Source organism: Streptomyces sp. NBC_01775 (genome assembly GCF_035917675.1).
In the GTDB taxonomy this organism is placed as follows: domain Bacteria; phylum Actinomycetota; class Actinomycetes; order Streptomycetales; family Streptomycetaceae; genus Streptomyces.
Genome location: NZ_CP109104.1, coordinates 3,218,572 through 3,235,357 on the forward strand (window position 1 = coordinate 3,218,572; position 16,786 = coordinate 3,235,357).

Below are 16,786 nucleotides of genomic sequence, written 5' to 3' on the forward strand. Positions count from 1 at the left end.
CCACGGCACGCGGGACAGGCGCCGCGCGTTGCCAGGGAAGGCACAGCTTGCCCTGGGAAGGCACAGCGAGGAAGAGAAGAGACCAGAGGAGACATGGACAACGCGAGCATCATGGATGTCTGGGACCGCGTCTTCGGCAGCCAGCCGGACCCCGACCAGTGGCTGGTGTTCGTCACCGGCCTCGTCGCGCTGCTCGCGGTGCTGCCGCACGGGGTGTGGCGGGTCTCCCGCAACGCGGTCACGATCGCTCACGAGGGCGGGCACGGGCTCATAGCCCTGGTATCCGGACGGCGCCTGGACGGCATCAGGCTGCATTCGGATACCTCAGGACTGACCGTCTCGCGCGGGAAACCGACCGGGATCGGCATGGTTTTGACCGCCGCTGCCGGATACACCGCTCCCCCGCTGCTCGGCCTGGGGGGCGCCTGGCTGCTCGCGGCGAACCACATCACGGCCCTCCTGTGGCTGGCGACGGCGCTGCTGATCGTCATGCTCGTGATGATCCGCAACGCCTACGGAGTGCTGACGGTCTTCCTCACGGGCGGGGCCTTCCTGCTGGTCTCCTGGATGACCGACTACCAGGTGCAGGCGGCCTTCGCCTACGTCGTGGTGTGGTTCCTGCTCCTGGGCGGCCTGCGCCCCGTCTTCGAGCTTCAGTCCAAGCGGCGGCGCGGCGGCGCCCCTGACTCCGACGCCGACCAGCTCGCGCGGCTGACCCACGCCCCGCCCGCCATGTGGCTCCTGCTCTTCCACGCCGTCGCGCTGCTCTCCCTCATAGGCGGGGGCCGCTGGCTGCTCGGGCTCTGAGCCGGGGAGCGCGGCCCGTCCGATGCTCCGCGCGGGGGCGTGCCGCTTTGCTCCGCGGGAGGCGTGCCGCTTCCGGAAGTCGTCCGAGAAGACGCTTCTGGCTCTTACCAGTGTCATGTTTCCCTGGTATTTCTCCACATCTGATCGAGATTCGGTCCCCACCCCAACCACTAAAGTGGCCACCATGACCGACCAGCGCACCAGTTCCGCAGACTCTCTCCTCTGGCCCGCTCCCACCGCCCCTGGCCCGGTCGACGCGACCGTCACCGTGCCGGGGTCGAAGTCGGTCACCAACCGGGGTCTGGTGCTGGCGACGCTCTCCTCGGAGCCCGGCTGGCTGCGCCGTCCGCTGCGCTCCCGCGACACCCTGCTGATGGCCGAGGCCCTGCGCACGATGGGGGTCCAGATCGAGGAGACGCTCTGCTCGGCCTCCTCCACCACCAGGGCCGAGGGCGAGCGCGCCACCGGCGAGGCGTGGCGGGTGATCCCGACTCCGCTGCGCGGCCCGGCCACCGTGGACGTCGGCAACGCCGGCACCGTCATGCGCTTTCTACCGCCCGTCGCCGCGCTGGCCGACGGCCCCGTCCGCTTCGACGGCGACCCCCGCTCCTACGAGCGGCCCCTGCACGGCGTCATCGGAGCGCTGCGCGCGCTCGGAGCCCGGGTCGAGGACGAGGGCCGCGGCGCGCTCCCGATGACGGTGCACGGCACCGGCTCACTGACCGGAGGCGCCGTGGAGATCGACGCCTCCTCCTCCAGCCAGTTCGTCAGCGCGCTGCTGCTGTCCGGGCCGCGCTTCCACCATGGCGTCGAGGTCCGTCACACCGGCCGCACCCTGCCCTCGATGCCGCACATCCGGATGACCGTCGACATGCTGCGCGCCGCCGGCGCGCAGGTGGACACCCCCGAGGACGGCGGCGAGCCGAACGTCTGGCGGGTCACCCCGGGCGCCCTGCTGGGCCGGGACCTGACCGTCGAGCCCGACCTGTCCAACGCCCAGCCCTTCCTCGCCGCCGCGCTGATCACCGGCGGCCGGGTCACCATTCCCGACTGGCCCGAGCACACCACCCAGCCGGGTGACGCGCTGCGCGAGATCTTCACGCGCATGGGCGGCTCCTGCGAGCTGGACGAGCGGGGCCTCACCTTCACCGGCGGCGGCCGGATCACCGGCATCGACGTCGATCTCGGCGACGTCGGCGAGCTGACGCCGGGCATCGCCGCCGTGGCCGCGCTCGCCGACAGCGAGTCGGTGCTGCGCGGTGTCGCCCATCTGCGGCTGCACGAGACGGACCGGCTGGCGGCGCTCGTCAAGGAGATCAACGGACTGGGCGGCGACGTCACCGAGACCGAGGACGGCCTGCGCATCCGCCCCCGTCCGCTGCACGGCGGGGTCTTCCACACCTACGACGACCACCGGCTGGCCACCGCGGGCGCCCTGCTGGGCCTGGCCGTCGAGGGCGTCGAGGTGGAGAACATCGCGACGACGGGCAAGACGCTGCCCGACTTCCCCCACCTGTGGGAGGGCATGCTCGGCTCCCCGGTCGGTGAGAGAGCCTGAGAGGGCTCGGACGATGCGCCGCTACGGCAAGCACACCGACGAGGACGACATCCGTGTCCGCCCCTCCCGCCGCGGCACCCGCCCGCGCACCCACACCCGCCCCAAGCACGAGGACGCCACCGAGGGCCTCGTCCTGACCGTCGACCGGGGCCGGCTGACGGTCCTGGTCGAGGGCCGTACGGTCACCGCGATGAAGGCCCGTGAGCTGGGCCGCAAGGGCGTGGTCGTCGGTGACAGGGTCGCGGTGGTCGGCGACCTGACCGGCGCCAGGGACACGCTGGCGCGCATCGTGCGCGTCGAGGAGCGCACCTCGGTGCTGCGCAGAACGGCGGACGACAACGACCCTTACGAGCGCATCATCGTCGCCAACGCCGACCAGCTCGCCATCGTCACGGCCCTGGCCGACCCCGAGCCGCGCCCCCGGATGATCGACCGCTGTCTGGTCGCCGCCTTCGACGCGGGCCTCGAACCGCTGCTCGTCCTCACCAAGTCCGACCTGGCCCCGGCCGGGCCGCTGCTGGAGGTCTATGCCCCGCTGGGCCTGCGCTACGTGGTCACCAGCAGGGACGAGCTGGCCGCGGGGCCGGGCACGGACGCCGTCCGCGAGCTGATGCGCAATCAGATCACTGTGTGCGTAGGGCACAGCGGAGTCGGCAAGACGACGCTGGTCAACGCGCTGGTTCCGAAGCGCCAGCGCGCCGTGGGCATCGTCAACGCCGTGACGGGGCGCGGGCGGCACACCACCACCTCGGCGCTCGCCCTTCCGCTGCCGCCCTCCGCTTCCGGCGAGGACGGCTGGGTCATCGACACTCCGGGCGTGCGCTCCTTCGGTCTGAATCACGTTCAACCGTCGCGGGTCCTCCAGGCGTTCCCCGACCTGGCGGAGGGCGCCGCCGGGTGCCCTCGCGGGTGCGGTCACCACGAGCAGGACTGTGCGCTGGACCAATGGGTCGCCGACGGCCACGCGGATCCCGCCCGTCTCCAGTCGCTGCGCCGCCTGTTGGCGACGCGCGAGAGCCGCGAAGAGGATTGATCGCTTCCGTTCGCCCGCCCCGGCATACTGTTTGCCTGCGCTTGACCCCAAAGGGAGTAACGGGAGGCTGAGCAATGGCGTGGCTGCTGGTCATCGTCGCAGGGCTGCTGGAGACGGGCTTCGCGGTGTGTCTGAAGCTCTCCCACGGCTTTACCCGTCTTTGGCCGACAGTCGCCTTCTGCGCCTTCGCGCTCGGCAGCTTCGGGCTCTTGACCCTGGCCCTGCGCCGGCTGGACGTCGGCCCCGCATATGCCGTCTGGACGGGCATCGGCGCGGCAGGCACCGCCATCTACGGAATGGTCCTGCTCGGCGATGTGGTCTCCACGCTGAAGCTGGTCTCCATCAGCCTGGTCATCATAGGCGTCATCGGCCTCCAGCTCTCCGGCAGCGCCCACTGAAGCGAACCGGACCCCGAACGCAAAAGCCGCCAGGCATCCGGGCACCCCGAGCGACTCAGCAGTGCCCGGCGGCCGGCTCCCTAACCACTCCCCAGCAACGCCCTGACGATCTCGTCGATCCGCCCGCACGGCTCCTCGTCCGGCTCCTCCCCCGGTGCGACGACGTACGACAGGGCGACCCGTAACCCCGTCTCGTAGGCCCGCTCAAGCTCTCGCTGCCCGGCCCCCGCCGCCATCGGCCCCACGCCCGTCGCGCCGTTGTGCGCGGCACCGCTCGCCGGGCCGCCGACCGGGAGCCACCCCACCTCCTCCAGCCCGGAGATCGCCCGGTGGCGCAGTAAAAGGGCGAGCCGCGCGGGCTCCCCGGCGATCCCCGGGCCGCTCCCCGGCGGCAGCGCGCTCCCCGGCGGCAGCGGCATCCGCGCGCCCCAGCATCCGGTGAGCGCCGCGTGGACGATCGGCTCCTCGCGGGCCGCACGCAGCATCCAGTGCGCGGCAGCCGCGCAGCAGGCCGCGGGGTCCGCGCCGTCGCGCCCCGCCTCGGCGACGGCACGCGCCGTGCCGTCCAGGAAGTCCTCTACCAGCCGGTTGACGAGCGCCGCGCCAAGGCCCTCCTTACTTCCGAACTCGTTGTAGAGGGTCTGCCGCGACACACCGGCGGCAGCGGCCACATCGACCATCCGGACCCCCGCCCAGGGCCGCGCCCTGACCGCCGCATGGGCGGCTTCCAGCAAGGTCTCGCGTGCAGTAGGCATCGTCGCCTCCCCACCCCGAAGCCCCTCAGCCCGGCGGTGCGGCACAGAATTGACGCACCGCCACAAGGTGTCAATACACCGCGCACGCGCATGGCCCTGTGGCCGGGGATAACCCCGCTCGATACTGTTCGCACATGCCGGACTACCACGATGATCTGCGTCTCGCCCACGTGCTGGCCGACGCCGCCGACGCCGCGACCATGGAGCGGTTCAAGGCTCTCGACCTCAAGGTCGAGACCAAGCCCGACATGACGCCGGTGAGCGAGGCCGACAAGGCGGCCGAGGAGCTGATCCGCACCTCGCTCCAGCGCACCCGCCCGCGGGACTCGGTCCTGGGCGAGGAGTTCGGCTCCGAGGGCCACGGCCCCCGCCGCTGGGTCATCGACCCGATCGACGGAACGAAGAACTACGTGCGCGGCGTCCCGGTGTGGGCGACGCTGATCGCGCTGACCGAGCTGGGCGAGGGCGGCGACCGCCCGGTGGTCGGCGTCGTCTCGGCGCCCGCGCTCCACCGCCGCTGGTGGGCCGCATTGGGCGGTGGCGCCTACACCGGCCGCAGCCTGACCAAGGCGACCCGCATCGGGGTCTCGCAGGTCGCGGAGGTACGGGACGCCTCGTTCGCCTACTCCTCGCTGCACGGCTGGGAGGAGCGGGGCATGCTGGGCGGCTTCATGGATCTGTCGCGGGATTGCTGGCGCACGCGCGGCTACGGCGACTTCTGGCCGTACATGATGGTCGCCGAAGGCTCCGTGGACATGTGCGCGGAGCCCGAGCTGTCGCTGTGGGACATGGCCGCGAGCGCGATCATCGTGGAGGAGGCGGGCGGCGTCTTCACCGGCCTGGACGGAAACCCGGGCCCGCACAGCGGGAACGCGGCGGCGTCCAACGGCCTGCTGCACGAGGCGATGCTCAGCTACCTGACGTCATAGGCGGCTGCCGAACGTCGCAGGCAGCCACCTGACGCCGCAGACGTCCGGCGAACGTCGCAGCGGCCACCGAACATCGAAGCGGCTGCCTTAACCCGTAAGGGGACGGCCTGAGCTCGTCAGCGCCGGCCCGGCCGGCCGCGAGGACATCCCGGGGCGTGGGGCCCTTGTTGAGGGCCCTTCCGCATGTGAACATGAGAATCCGACCGCTTGTGACGTTGTGAATTCCTTCTCGAGGAGCGGGAATTCCATCACGGAGGTGGCACCCTCATGCCCGGTCATGTCCACGAAGCGATGACCACCCTGATCCTCACCATCGGACCCGAGCACACCCTCCGCCAGGCAGCTCAGCTCATGTCGGCGCGCCGCGTGGGCGCGGCCGTCGTCCTCGACCCCGACACCAGCGGGCTCGGCATTCTCACCGAGCGCGACATCCTCAACTCACTCGGCTCGGGCCAGGACCCCGACGAGGAGCGGGCGCACGCCCACACCACCACCGACGTCGTCTTCGCCACCAGGGCCTGGACCCTGGACGCTGCGGCCGAGGCCATGACCCGCGGCGGCTTCCGACATCTGATCGTGCTCGACGAACGCGAGCCGGTGGGTGTCCTGTCGGTGCGCGACATCGTCCGGAACTGGTCGGACAGCAACATCCCGGTGGCCCCGGACGCGCCAGGGACGGTGACCGTCTGACCGTCTCGCTCACCGGCCCTCCGGTGGCGCACAACGCACCGGAGGGACCGGAGCCCCATGGCGTCCGGTCCCTCCGGGCTCGTACGGCGAGCGGTCGGTCGATCAGCCGCGAAGGGCCTGGACCGCGGCCTCCAGCCGCTTGCCGTAGTCGGGGTCCGCCTTGCGGAAGTTCTCGATCGCTCGCTGGGCGATGTCATCGCGGGAGACCGCCGCGAGGCCACCCGCGAGGTTGTCGATCAGCCTCTGCTTCTCGTCCTCCGACATCAGCCGGTAGAGGTTGCCCGCCTGTACGAAGTCGTCGTCCTCGGCGTGCGCGGGGGCGGGGTGGTCCTCGGTGGTGCCGCTGACAGCGAGGGGCTGCCAGCTCGCACGGCCGGTCTCGGCCGGGCCGCCGAAGCTGTTCGGCTCGTAGTTCTTCGCACCGCCGTGGCGGCCGTCGTACATGACACCGTCCCGGCCGTAGGTGCGGGCCACGGTCGCCTTCGGCTCGTTCACCGGCAGCAGGTCGGCGTTGATGCCGACGCGGTAGCGGTGCGCGTCACCGTAGGCGAAGAGGCGGCCCTGGAGCATCTTGTCCGGGGAGGGACCGATGCCCGGCACGAAGTGGTGCGGCGAGAAGATCGACTGCTCGGTCTCGGCGAAGATGTTCCGCGGGTTGCGGTTCAACTCCAGCTTGCCGATCTCGATCGTCGGGTAGTCCGCGTGCGGCCAGACCTTGGTCAGGTCGAACGGGTTGAAGCGGTAGTTCGCCGCCTCCGCCGCGGGCATGACCTGCACAGACACGGTCCAGGTCGGGAAGTCGCCCTGCTCGATGGACTCCCGCAGGTCACGCTGGTGGCTGTCGGGGTCCTTGCCGGCCAGCGTGTCGGCCTCGTCGGCGGTGAGGGTCTTGATGCCCTGGTCGGTCTTGAAGTGGTACTTGACCCAGAAGACCTCGCCGGCCTCGTTCGTCCACTGGAAGGTGTGCGAGCCGAAGCCGTCCATGTGGCGGTAGGACGCGGGGATGCCGCGGTCGCCGTGCAGCCAGGTCACCTGGTGCGTCGACTCGGGCGACAGGCCCCAGAAGTCCCACACGTTGTCCGGCTCCTGCGAGCCGGTGTACGGGTCGCGCTTCTGGGTGTGGATGAAGTCGGGGAACTTGATGGCGTCCTTGATGAAGAACACCGGGGTGTTGTTCCCCACCAGGTCGTAGTTGCCCTCTTCGGTGTAGAACTTCAAGGCGAAGCCGCGGGGGTCGCGCACCGCGTCGGCCGCGCCCAGGTTCCCCGCCACCGTCGAGAAGCGCAGGAAGACCTCGGTCTCCTTGCCGATCTCGGACAGGAACTTCGCCCTGGTGTACTTCGTCACGTCCGCGGTGACCGTGAATTTGCCGTACGCACCCGCGCCCCGGGCGTGCACGATGCGCTCCGGGATCCGCTCGCGGTTGAAGTGCGCGAGCTTCTCCAGGAGGTGCTGGTCCTGCACAAGCACCGGGCCACCGGCTCCGGCCGTCTGGCTGTTCTGGTTGTCCGCGACCGGAGCGCCGGCTTCCGTCGTCATCGGACCGGTTGTCTCGTCCTGCACGGTCACGTGTGCCTCCTGTGCCTCAAAGCTGTTCTTGGCCAACCCTTCGCCACCCTACATTGGACATTGTCTAAGTCAAGATGAAGCCGAAACCCGTACCGATTCTGCCCATGGACATGGCGCTGCTAGTCTGGATTCATGAGTGACCTGCTGGAACGGCTCCGTGATCGCGGCTGGCGCCTCACCGCGCAGCGGCGAGTCGTCGCCGAGGTACTCGACGGCGACCATGTGCACTACACCGCCGACGAGGTCCACGCCCGCGCGACCGAGCGCCTCCCGGAGATCGCCCGTGCGACGGTCTACAACACGCTCAGCGAGCTGGTCGCCATCGGCGAAGTCCTCGAAGTGAGCACCGACGGCCGCGCGAAACGCTACGACCCGAACGCGCGCCACACCCACCAGCACCTGGTCTGCTCCCACTGCGGGACGATCCGCGACGTCCACCCCACGGGTGACCCGCTGGCCGCCCTCCCGGAGGCCGAGCGCTACGGCTTCGCCATCGCGGACGCCACCGTCACCTACCGCGGCACCTGCCCGAACTGCGCCGGGTCCTAGCCCCCCTCCCGGCGCCCCGGCGGTCGCCCGCCCGCACGACCCTCACGGCCCGCACCCGCACGGTGCGGGCCGTTCGCGTTCCCGCACGACCCTTGCTGGAATCTGACGGCCCGTCATATCGTCGAGAACGCACCGCTTCCCCCAGACATGACGGGGAGTCACCATGCCCAAAATCCGCGCCAGCGGCCTCACCCGCACCTTCGGGCGGGGCTCCCACCTCCTCACCGCACTGGGCCCGGTCGAACTAGAAGTCGCCAGGGGCGAGTTCGTCTGCGTCGTCGGACCCTCCGGCTGCGGCAAGTCCACCCTCCTGCGCATCGCGGCCGGCCTGCTGCGCCCCTCGGCGGGCGAGCTGGAACTGCGCACCGACGCCCGCCACCCCGCCGCCATGATCTTCCAGGACTACGGCATCTACGGCTGGAAGACCGTCCTGGCCAACGTCCGCTTCGGCCTCGACGTCCAGCGCGTCCCCCGCAAGGAGGCCGACACACGCGCCCGGGAGTGGCTGGGCAGGATGGGTCTGGCCGAATTCGAGGGCGCCTACCCCGCCGCGCTCTCCGGCGGCATGCGGCAGCGCGTGGCCATCGCCCGCGCCCTCGCCGTGGAACCGGAGATCCTCCTGATGGACGAGCCCTTCGCGGCCCTGGACGCCCAGCTGCGCACCATCCTCCAGGACGAGCTGCTCGCCCTCACCCAGGCCACCAGCACCACCACCTTGTTCATCACCCACAGCCTCGAAGAGGCCCTCGTGCTCGGGGACCGCGTCCTGGTGATGTCCGCCGGACCCGGCCGGATCATCGCCGAACGCCGACCCCCCTTCGGCCGCCCCCGCACGGGCGAGGTCCGCTCGGATCCGGGCTTCACCGCCCTCAAGGACGAGCTGTGGGAGCTGCTGCGGTACGAGGTCAGGCAAGCCGGGCAGACCGCTCGGCCGGGGCAGCAGGCGGCCCTCGCATGAGCACCCTGGAGAAGCCCGCGTCCGAAGAGGGCCGCCTCATACGCAGGCCAGGGCCCCGCGAGACCCGCCCGGAGTCCGCACACCGGCGCCGTCGCGCCCTGGAGCTGTCGCTGGCCGTGGCCGTGCCCGTCGTCCTCGTCCTGCTGTGGCAGCTGGCCGCCACCCAGGAGTGGATCGACGAGCGCGTCTATCCCGCGCCGTCCGCCATCCTGTCCGACGGCTGGGAGCGCGCCGTGGAGGGCGAGCTGTGGCCGGACGTGTGGGCCACCCTCAAGCGGGTGCTCGCCGGATACGCCATCGGCACCGTTTCCGGCTATCTGCTGGGCCTGCTGATGGGCGCGCTCCCGCTGGTGCGGGCCGCGCTGGAGCCGATGATGGACGCGCTCTACGTCGTGCCGAAGCTGGCGCTGCTGCCCATCTTCTTGAACATGTTCGGACTGGGCGAGGGCCCGCAGATCGCGCTGGTCGCCGCCACGGTGTTCTTCTTCGTCTGGATCTCCACCATGGCCGCCGTGCTGGCGGTGCCCGAGGGCCACAGGGACGCGGGAGCGGTCTTCGGCGCCGGCCACTGGCAGATGTTCCGGCACGTGCTCCTGCCGGCCTCGCTGCCGTCCGTGCTGGTCGGGGCCCGCATCGCCGCGGGTGTCGCGGTGCTGGTGATCGTCGCCTCGGAGTCCATCGCCGCCTCCGACGGCCTGGGCCACCTGATCTTCGACTCCCGTGCGCTCTTCCAGAACGACGTGATGTTCGTGGGCATCGTCTGCGTCGCCGTCCTGGGCGTGATCTTCTCCGAGCTCGTACGGATCGCCGGGCGCGTGCTGACTCCCTGGGCGCCCCGCGACCGGGGCCGGGGCCAGTCCTGACCACTCACCGGAGGTTCCCTTGCGCACCCCTGCCTTCGCCCGGACCGCCCGCCCGGCCCCGCTGCCCACCCTGGTCCTGACCGTGACGCTCTCCCTCGCCCTGGCGCTGACCGGATGCTCGGCCCAGCAGAGCAAGGCGGTCAACACCGCCGGCCGCACCATAAAGCCTGTGCCTGGCTGCGGCGAGAAGTCATGGACCGACCCGGCCCAGCTCGGCGGCGACCGCTCCCCCGCCCGCTGCGACAAGGGCGCACCCGCACCCGAGCGCCTGAAGAAACCCCGCAAGCTCACCATCGCCACCGGCACTCTGACGGCCGAGTACGTCGCTCCCCTCCAGATCGCCATCCGGAAGGGGGAGTTCAAGAAGGAGGGCCTGGACGTCGAGCTGAAGGTCCTGCCCACCCCCGAGGCGCTCCCGCTGCTCGCGAAGGGCGAGATCGACGCGCTGTGGGCCGCCCCCGAGGCGGCCGTCATCAACGGCATCAACGGAGGCTTCGACATCCGCTGGGTCGCGGGCAACTTCTCCCCCGACCCGTCTTCCAAGAGCGGCCTGTGGACCAGGGTGCGCAAGGGAGAGAAACCTACGTCGGTGCGACTGGCCGACCGAAAGATCGGCACGCTGATCGGCAAGGGGTCGGTGATCTCGTACCCCATGGACAAGATCATCGCGGCGCACGGCGCCGAAATGAAGTCGATGTCCTTCCAGCAGCTCGGCTCCTCGGACGTCCTCAGCGCCTTCACCAGCGGCGGCGTGGACGCCGCCTGGCTGCTCGACCCGGTGTGGCGCAGGGTCGACGGCGACAAGCGCTACGCGTTCCTGGGCGGACAGCCCGTCGGGGAGCCGCTGGGCGGGGCGCTGTTCGGTCCCAACCTGCTGAGCGACGACGTGGACGCGGGTGTGGCCCTGCTGCGCGGCTACATCCGCACCATCAACACCTACTTCCCCGGCGACTACAAGAAGAGCGCGCCCTTCGTGTCCCAGCTGGCCAAGGTGCTCAAACTGGACGCCAAAGTGATCAAATCCGTTCCCTCGCTCCGGATGGACTGGGAAATACGCAAGGGAACAACCGACCGGCTACAGAAGTCGTACCGCGACGCCGGAGTCACCGAGGGCAAAGCACTACCGGAGGAACGACTGGTCGACCGCAAGCTGTACGCGGAAGCGGTGGGCCACAAATCCTGACCGCATGGCGAAGGCCCCGGATCCGAGGATCCGGGGCCTTCGCCTTCAGTAGCGGGGACAGGATTTGAACCTGCGACCTCTGGGTTATGAGCCCAGCGAGCTACCGAGCTGCTCCACCCCGCGCCGTTGTGTTCACAACTCTAACCCGCCCCATCGACCTGTGCAAATCGAGCCCCGAAGGCCGCACTGGCCCCCGCGCAAAGGCGCCTCGACGGGCTCCCAGGCCGGGACAGCCCCGCCCGGGGCCCCGTCCCCGCTCGGAACGGGGCCCGGAGGCCACGCGGCGCGCGGCCTCCCCCGGGTCGTGTCTTCAAAGTCCCGTCCGCCCGGCGGGCGGGCGGGACTTTGAAGACACTCCCTAGGCGGTCAGCTCGGCCCGGAGGGCGTCGCGGAGCTTGGCGGCGCGTTCGGCCACCTCCACGGGCCCCAGCTCCACCGCGCGGGCGCACCAGAACTGCCCTTCGGACAGCTCGCCGCCCCGCGCGCTGATCAGCGCCAGCCGCAGCGCGGCCCTGCCGTGCCCGGCCTCCGCCGCCCGGGTCCACCACTGCACGGCCTCCGGCTCGCTGCCCTCGCGGGCCAGCAGCAGGCCGAGGTTGAACGCGCCGTTCGGGCTGCCCGCCTCCGCCGCCGCGCGGTACCAGCGCGCCGCGTCGACGACCTCCCCGCGTGCCGCCGCGCACATGCCCAGGCGCACCTGGGCCCTGCGGTGGCCGCGCTCGGCAGCGCGTTCATACCACTCCTCGTACTCGGGCCTGTTCGCGCTGTCGGCCGCGCCCAGCCGGTGGGCCGAACCCAGCTCGCCCCTGCGGGCGCCGCCCCGGGTGACGCGCTCCAGCAGCGCGCCGAGGCGGAAGGCGCCCTCGACGCTGCCGCCGCCCGCCGCGCACCGCAGGTGTCGCTCGGCGGTGTGCAGCTCACCCTCGCGCAGCAGCGCTATACCCACCTGGAGCGCGGCCTCGGTGTGCCCGGAGGCCGCGGCGCGCTCGTACCAGGCGCGCGCCGTACGCTCCTTGCCGCGGCCCGCGTGCAGGATGCCGAGGTTGAACGCCGCGTCGACGCTGCCCGCCTCCGCAGCCTTGGAGAACCACGGCTCGGCGCCCTCCGCGTCTCCCCGCTGGAGCAGGAGGACGGCGAGCGCGTTGGCGGCCTCCGTGTGCCCCGCGTAGGCGGCACGGCGGTACCACTGCTCGGCCTGTGCGGTACGGCCTTGGGCCGCGCACAGCAGACCGAGGTTGAAGGCGCCGTTGTCGCTGCCCGCGTCGAGCGCCACTCGGTACCAGCGCTCGGCCGCCTGCCGCTCACCGCGGTCGGCGTGCAGTGCGCCCAGCGCGTTGGCGGCGTTCCCGTCGCCGTCCTCGGCCGCGCGGCGCCACCACACGGCGGCGCTCTCCTCGTCGCCCGCGTCGCGCAGCAGGAACCCGAGCGCGCAGGCGGCCCGCGCCTCCCCGTCCTTCGCGGAGGTCAGGTACCAGCGGCCGGCCTCCTTCAGCTCGCCCCGGCGCTCCAGGATGGCTCCGAGCCGCAGTGCGGCCCGGCGGTGGCCACGCGCGGCGGCCTGCCGGTACCAGCGCTCGGCCTCCTCCTCGGCCGCGCGTCGCTCCACGGCGCCGCTGTCCCCCTTGGCGGCGGCCCGCTCGGCGCTGGTGGTCACCAGTTGCGCGACGCGGTAGGCGGCCTCCCTGTGCCCGCACTCGGCGGCGGCGCGGAACCATTCCTCCGCTCCCGCCTCCCCCCGGTGTTCGAGCAGGTCGGCGAGCGCGTAGGCGCCCAGCGGGTGCCCGGACTCGGCGGACTGCCGAAGCCAGTAGTGCGCGGCCGGCTCGTCGCCCCGCTCCCTGTGGTGCCTGCCGAGCGCGTGCGCGGCGGCTGCGGAGCCGGCGACGGCGGCAGTCCGCCACCATCCGGCGGCCTCTTCCGCGTACCCCCTCTGGTGCAGCAGGACGCCGAGGTTGTTGGCGGCGGCGCGGTCTCCCGCCGCCGTGGCGGCGCGCAGATGCGGCTCGGCGCCGTCCAGGTCCCCCCGGCGCAGCAGTTGAGCGCCCAGGACGCTGGCTGCGGTCGACTTCTCGTCGGTCGCGGCGTGCACACCGGTCTCGGTGTCTGCCGCGGTTCGCGGCGTATCAGCTTCCTCGGCGTATTCCTCCACACTCAGGCTCGGACCGGGACGCACCGGGCCCTTCAGCCTTGACTTGTCCCCCATAAGCTCCATCGTCGCACCACCTGCAACCCGCGTACACCTGGTATACCGCAGCCAGTGAGGTCACTTCAGCGGTTTGTCGACTTCCCGACGAAGAGATACCCCAAACGCGAACGTCCATGCAAACCCCGGCACAAGCGAAGAGGCCCGGAGTCTGTTGACTCCGGGCCTCGTTCGATTCAAGTAGCGGGGACAGGATTTGAACCTGCGACCTCTGGGTTATGAGCCCAGCGAGCTACCGAGCTGCTCCACCCCGCGCCGTTGTGTTCACAACTCTACACCACGATCCGGGCGGCTCTCACCACGGTTTCCCTGCTCGGAGCCCAGGGACAAAACGAACGGGCGACACGGGCGGTCAACTCGACCGTCCATGCCGCCCGTTCGGGGGCCTTCACAGGCCCGGGGCTGCCACCAGGGCTATCCGTTCTTGCCGGATCCGCCCTTGTCGGCCTCGGACGCGTCCTTCAGCGCCTCCTCCAGGGCCTTCTGCTGCTTGCCGTACTCCTGCCAGTCGCCCTTCTCCAGAGCCTTCTGACCGGCGTCGTACGCGGCCTGGGCGTCCTTGAGCGACTCATCGACCGAGGCGTTGGGCGGGTTCTTCTCCTTCTCCCCGTCCTCGCCCGGGCCCGTTCTCTCGCCGCTGTCGCCGGCTCTGCCCTTGGTGTCGAAGACCTTGTCCAACGCCTTATCGAGACTGTTCTCGAAGGCGATCTGCTCGCCGTAGGTGACCAGAACCTTCCGCATCCGCGGGTAGTTGGTGCCGGCACCGCGGACGTAGACCGGCTCCACATACAGGAGGCCGCCCTCTAGTGGCACGGTCAGCAGATTGCCGTACTCGATCTCCGAGTCCCCCCGTTTGAGGAGGTTGATCGACTCGGCGATCTCCGGATCCGAGTTGAACTTGCTCTGCACCTGCGAGGGTCCGGAGACCGTCGTATTGGGTGGCAGTCTCAGCATTCTGATCTTGCCGTACTGGTCACTTCTCGCGTCGGCGTCGATGGCCATGAAGGCCCCGAGGGTCTCGCGTTTGTTCGGGTTGAAGGTCGTCGTCAGCTGGAAGCGCTGCGCCTTCTGACCCGGCATCTTCATGCTCAGGTAGTACGGCGGGACCGCGTTGCCCTTGTGCGTCGGGTCGTCCGGGATCTGCCAGCGCTCACTGCCGCTGTAGAACTGCGACGGCGAGGTCACGTGGTAGGTCTGGAGCAGGTCGCGCTGCACCTTGAACAGATCCTGCGGGTAGCGCAGGTGATCCATCAGGTCGTCGCTGATCGCGGTCTTGGGCTTGACCGTGTGCGGGAACGCCTTCATCCACGTCTTCAGCACCGGGTCCTTCTTGTCCCACTGGTACATGTCGACGTCGCCGGTGTAGGCGTCCACCGTCGCCTTGACGGAGTTGCGGATGTAGTTGACGCGGTTCTGCTGCGCCACCACCGCTCGCTGGCCGTCGGTCAGCGAGTCCGCCGTGGTGTCACCCAGGGTGGTGCGCGAGGAGTACGGATAGCCGTTCGAGGTGGTGTACGCGTCGACGATCCACTTGATGCGGCCGTCGACCACCGCCGGGTACGGGTCGCCGTCGATGGTCAGCCAAGGGGCGACCGCCTCGACGCGCTCCTTGGGCGTGCGGTTGTACAGAACCCGCGAGCCCTTGCCGATGGCCCCCGAGTAGAGGATCTGGGGCTCGTTGAAGTTCACCGCGTAGGCGGCGCGGTTGACCGGGTTGGAGAGGTTGACGCCGCTCTTGCCCTTGTAGGTGTACGTCTTCTCGCCCTCGTCGTCGGCGTAGTCCAGCTCCCTTTGGGGGCCGCCGACGATGGAGTACTGCGTGGTCTTCTCGCCGTAGTAGACACGGCCCTCGTACTTGCCCTTGTCGCCCTTGGGCGGCAGGTCCTTCTCGGTGAAGTCCGGGGAGCCGTCCTTGTCGACCGCGGTGCCCTTGGCGGCGACCATGCCGTAGCCGTGGGTGTACTTGAAGTGCTCGTTGATCCAGTTCTTCTCCGGGATGCCGTTGGTGTTGATCTCCCGGAGACCGACGACGGTGTCCTGCTCCTTGCCGTCCTTCTTGTACCGGTCCACATCCAGCGTCGCGGGGAACTGGTAATACCCGCGCACCTGCTGCTTTTGCTGGAAGGTCGGCGAGACCACGTTCGGGTCCAGCAGGCGCATGCTCGCGGTCGTGTCGGCCGCGTCGCGCAGCTTCTGGTTGCCGGCTTTGCTCGTCCCCGTGTAGTCGCGCACATTGGAGTCGTCGATGTCGTACGCGTCGCGCGTGGCCTCGATGTTCTTCTTGATGTACGGCGCTTCCTTGGCCTGCTCGTTCGGCTGGACCTGGAACTTCTGCACGATCGCGGGGTAGAGCCCCCCGATGAGGATCGCGGACAGGACCATCAGCCCGAAGCCGATCACCGGAAGCTGCCAGGTGCGCCGCCAGATGGTGGCGAAGAACAGCAGCGCGCAGATGATGGCGATGATGAACAGGATCGTCTTCGCCGGCAGATAGGCGTTGGCGTCGACGTACTTCAGGCCCGTCCAGTTGTCCGTCGCCTTGAAGTCGCCGGATTTGACCGCCAGTCCGTATCTGTCCAGCCAGTAGGCCACGGCCTTCAGCGCGACGAAGACGCCGAGCAGGACCGACAGATGGCCGGTGGCCTGCGCCGTCGCGCGCGCGCCCGGTGTGGTGACGCGCAGCCCGCCGTAGAGGTAGTGCACCAGCGCGGCTGCCAGCAGCGAGAGCACCGCCGCCGCGAAGCCGAAGCTCAGCAGGAAGCGGTAGAAGGGCAGGTCGAAGGCGTAGAAGGAGACGTCCTTGTGGAACTGCGGGTCCTTGGTCCCGAACGGGACGCCGTTGACCCACATCAGCCAGGTGCGCCACTGGCCGGCCGCCGAGGCGCCGGAGATCAGCCCGACAAGAGCGGTGATGGCCAGCAGCACCCACTTCTTGTACGGCGCTAGGCCCATGCGGTAGCGGTCGAGGCTCTGCTGCTCCAGCGACATCGCGCTGAGCGGCGGGCGCAGCCGGTGGGCCAGCCAGATGTTGAAGCCCACGGCCCCAGCCATCAACAGACCGAACACGGCGAACAGACCGACCTTGGTCCACAGGGTCTTGGTGAAGACCGAGCTGTAGGCCACCGAGCGGTACCACAGCCAGTCCGTCCAGAACCCGGCGAACATGACAAAGAGCATCGCCAGAACGGCCAGCACGCCCGCTGTCATCAACAGCGTCCGGGCACGCCGGGATGGCCGGCCCACTCTGATCCGTGGCCCGGAGGGACCCCCTGAGCCCCGGTCCGGCATCTG

At 70.2% G+C, this 16,786-nt stretch carries 14 protein-coding genes and 2 tRNA genes; 10 read left to right on the forward strand and 6 right to left on the reverse strand.

What is annotated here, in order from left to right:
• Nucleotides 1-93: 93 nt before the first annotated feature.
• The 4 genes from OHB04_RS14335 to OHB04_RS14350 all read left to right on the forward strand — a co-directional run bounded on the left by OHB04_RS14335 (nucleotide 94) and on the right by OHB04_RS14350 (nucleotide 3,796).
• Nucleotides 94-807 carry a M50 family metallopeptidase gene (locus tag OHB04_RS14335; protein ID WP_326688067.1) on the forward strand — a complete coding sequence of 238 codons (714 nt, stop codon included), beginning with the start codon at nucleotides 94-96 and terminating at the stop codon, nucleotides 805-807.
• A 184-nt stretch (nucleotides 808-991) separates the two neighbouring features.
• Nucleotides 992-2,365 (forward strand): 3-phosphoshikimate 1-carboxyvinyltransferase, encoded by a 1,374-nt coding sequence (gene aroA, locus OHB04_RS14340; RefSeq protein ID WP_326688068.1) that lies wholly within the window; start codon nucleotides 992-994, stop codon nucleotides 2,363-2,365.
• Nucleotides 2,366-2,378: 13 nt separating this feature from the next.
• A complete protein-coding gene (gene rsgA / locus OHB04_RS14345) occupies nucleotides 2,379-3,398 on the forward strand; it encodes a ribosome small subunit-dependent GTPase A (RefSeq protein ID WP_326688069.1) in 1,020 nt (339 codons plus the stop codon).
• Nucleotides 3,399-3,472: 74 nt separating this feature from the next.
• Nucleotides 3,473-3,796, forward strand: a complete 324-nt coding sequence (locus tag OHB04_RS14350) for a DMT family transporter (RefSeq protein ID WP_326688070.1) — start codon at nucleotides 3,473-3,475, stop codon at nucleotides 3,794-3,796.
• Between the two features lie 80 nt (nucleotides 3,797-3,876).
• Here OHB04_RS14350 and OHB04_RS14355 read toward each other — a convergent pair whose 3' ends face one another.
• Nucleotides 3,877-4,551 carry a TetR/AcrR family transcriptional regulator gene (locus tag OHB04_RS14355; protein WP_326807560.1) on the reverse strand — a complete coding sequence of 225 codons (675 nt, stop codon included), beginning with the start codon at nucleotides 4,549-4,551 and terminating at the stop codon, nucleotides 3,877-3,879.
• A gap of 134 nt (nucleotides 4,552-4,685) precedes the next feature.
• Here OHB04_RS14355 and hisN point away from each other — a divergent pair, with 134 nt between their 5' ends.
• Both hisN and OHB04_RS14365 read left to right on the forward strand, forming a co-directional pair.
• The gene (hisN, locus tag OHB04_RS14360) at nucleotides 4,686-5,480 is read left to right on the forward strand and encodes a histidinol-phosphatase (RefSeq protein ID WP_326688072.1); all 795 of its coding nucleotides are present in this window, start codon (nucleotides 4,686-4,688) and stop codon (nucleotides 5,478-5,480) included.
• A gap of 267 nt (nucleotides 5,481-5,747) precedes the next feature.
• Entirely contained in the window at nucleotides 5,748-6,170 is a 423-nt protein-coding gene (locus OHB04_RS14365; RefSeq protein ID WP_326688073.1) for a CBS domain-containing protein, read from the forward strand.
• A gap of 102 nt (nucleotides 6,171-6,272) precedes the next feature.
• Here OHB04_RS14365 and OHB04_RS14370 read toward each other — a convergent pair whose 3' ends face one another.
• Nucleotides 6,273-7,709 (reverse strand): catalase, encoded by a 1,437-nt coding sequence (locus OHB04_RS14370; RefSeq protein ID WP_326692738.1) that lies wholly within the window; start codon nucleotides 7,707-7,709, stop codon nucleotides 6,273-6,275.
• A gap of 162 nt (nucleotides 7,710-7,871) precedes the next feature.
• On the opposite strand from OHB04_RS14370, the gene OHB04_RS14375 reads away from it, so the two are divergent.
• From OHB04_RS14375 to OHB04_RS14390, 4 genes are all read left to right on the forward strand, one after another.
• The gene (locus tag OHB04_RS14375) at nucleotides 7,872-8,288 is read left to right on the forward strand and encodes a Fur family transcriptional regulator (RefSeq protein ID WP_326688074.1); all 417 of its coding nucleotides are present in this window, start codon (nucleotides 7,872-7,874) and stop codon (nucleotides 8,286-8,288) included.
• Between the two features lie 163 nt (nucleotides 8,289-8,451).
• A complete protein-coding gene (locus tag OHB04_RS14380) occupies nucleotides 8,452-9,246 on the forward strand; it encodes an ABC transporter ATP-binding protein (protein ID WP_326688075.1) in 795 nt (264 codons plus the stop codon).
• Entirely contained in the window at nucleotides 9,243-10,109 is an 867-nt protein-coding gene (locus OHB04_RS14385; protein ID WP_326688076.1) for an ABC transporter permease, read from the forward strand. The genes OHB04_RS14380 and OHB04_RS14385 overlap by 4 nt, the downstream gene beginning before the upstream one ends.
• Nucleotides 10,110-10,128: 19 nt before the next feature.
• Nucleotides 10,129-11,292 (forward strand): ABC transporter substrate-binding protein, encoded by a 1,164-nt coding sequence (locus OHB04_RS14390; RefSeq protein ID WP_442814843.1) that lies wholly within the window; start codon nucleotides 10,129-10,131, stop codon nucleotides 11,290-11,292.
• Between the two features lie 49 nt (nucleotides 11,293-11,341).
• Here OHB04_RS14390 and OHB04_RS14395 read toward each other — a convergent pair.
• From OHB04_RS14395 to OHB04_RS14410, 4 genes are all read right to left on the reverse strand, one after another.
• Nucleotides 11,342-11,415 (reverse strand) — tRNA-Met (locus OHB04_RS14395).
• 235 nt (nucleotides 11,416-11,650) lie between these two features.
• Nucleotides 11,651-13,504, reverse strand: a complete 1,854-nt coding sequence (locus OHB04_RS14400; RefSeq protein WP_405805477.1) for a tetratricopeptide repeat protein — start codon at nucleotides 13,502-13,504, stop codon at nucleotides 11,651-11,653.
• 172 nt (nucleotides 13,505-13,676) lie between these two features.
• Nucleotides 13,677-13,750: transfer RNA gene (locus tag OHB04_RS14405), tRNA-Met, on the reverse strand.
• Between the two features lie 159 nt (nucleotides 13,751-13,909).
• On the reverse strand, nucleotides 13,910-16,783 hold the full coding sequence (locus OHB04_RS14410; protein WP_326692741.1) for a UPF0182 family membrane protein: 2,874 nt from the start codon (nucleotides 16,781-16,783) through the stop codon (nucleotides 13,910-13,912).
• Nucleotides 16,784-16,786: the final 3 nt, after the last annotated feature.

Coding starts and splice junctions, on each gene's coding strand:
- OHB04_RS14335 (WP_326688067.1), top strand. CDS start 94: ATGGACAACGCGAGCATCATGGATGTCTGGGACCGCGTCTTCGGCAGC.
- OHB04_RS14350 (WP_326688070.1), top strand. CDS start 3,473: ATGGCGTGGCTGCTGGTCATCGTCGCAGGGCTGCTGGAGACGGGCTTC.
- rsgA (WP_326688069.1), top strand. CDS start 2,379: ATGCGCCGCTACGGCAAGCACACCGACGAGGACGACATCCGTGTCCGC.
- OHB04_RS14370 (WP_326692738.1), bottom strand. CDS start 7,709: ATGACGACGGAAGCCGGCGCTCCGGTCGCGGACAACCAGAACAGCCAG.
- OHB04_RS14400 (WP_405805477.1), bottom strand. CDS start 13,504: ATGGAGCTTATGGGGGACAAGTCAAGGCTGAAGGGCCCGGTGCGTCCC.
- OHB04_RS14365 (WP_326688073.1), top strand. CDS start 5,748: ATGCCCGGTCATGTCCACGAAGCGATGACCACCCTGATCCTCACCATC.
- hisN (WP_326688072.1), top strand. CDS start 4,686: ATGCCGGACTACCACGATGATCTGCGTCTCGCCCACGTGCTGGCCGAC.
- aroA (WP_326688068.1), top strand. CDS start 992: ATGACCGACCAGCGCACCAGTTCCGCAGACTCTCTCCTCTGGCCCGCT.
- OHB04_RS14375 (WP_326688074.1), top strand. CDS start 7,872: ATGAGTGACCTGCTGGAACGGCTCCGTGATCGCGGCTGGCGCCTCACC.
- OHB04_RS14355 (WP_326807560.1), bottom strand. CDS start 4,551: ATGCCTACTGCACGCGAGACCTTGCTGGAAGCCGCCCATGCGGCGGTC.
- OHB04_RS14410 (WP_326692741.1), bottom strand. CDS start 16,783: ATGCCGGACCGGGGCTCAGGGGGTCCCTCCGGGCCACGGATCAGAGTG.
- OHB04_RS14380 (WP_326688075.1), top strand. CDS start 8,452: ATGCCCAAAATCCGCGCCAGCGGCCTCACCCGCACCTTCGGGCGGGGC.
- OHB04_RS14385 (WP_326688076.1), top strand. CDS start 9,243: ATGAGCACCCTGGAGAAGCCCGCGTCCGAAGAGGGCCGCCTCATACGC.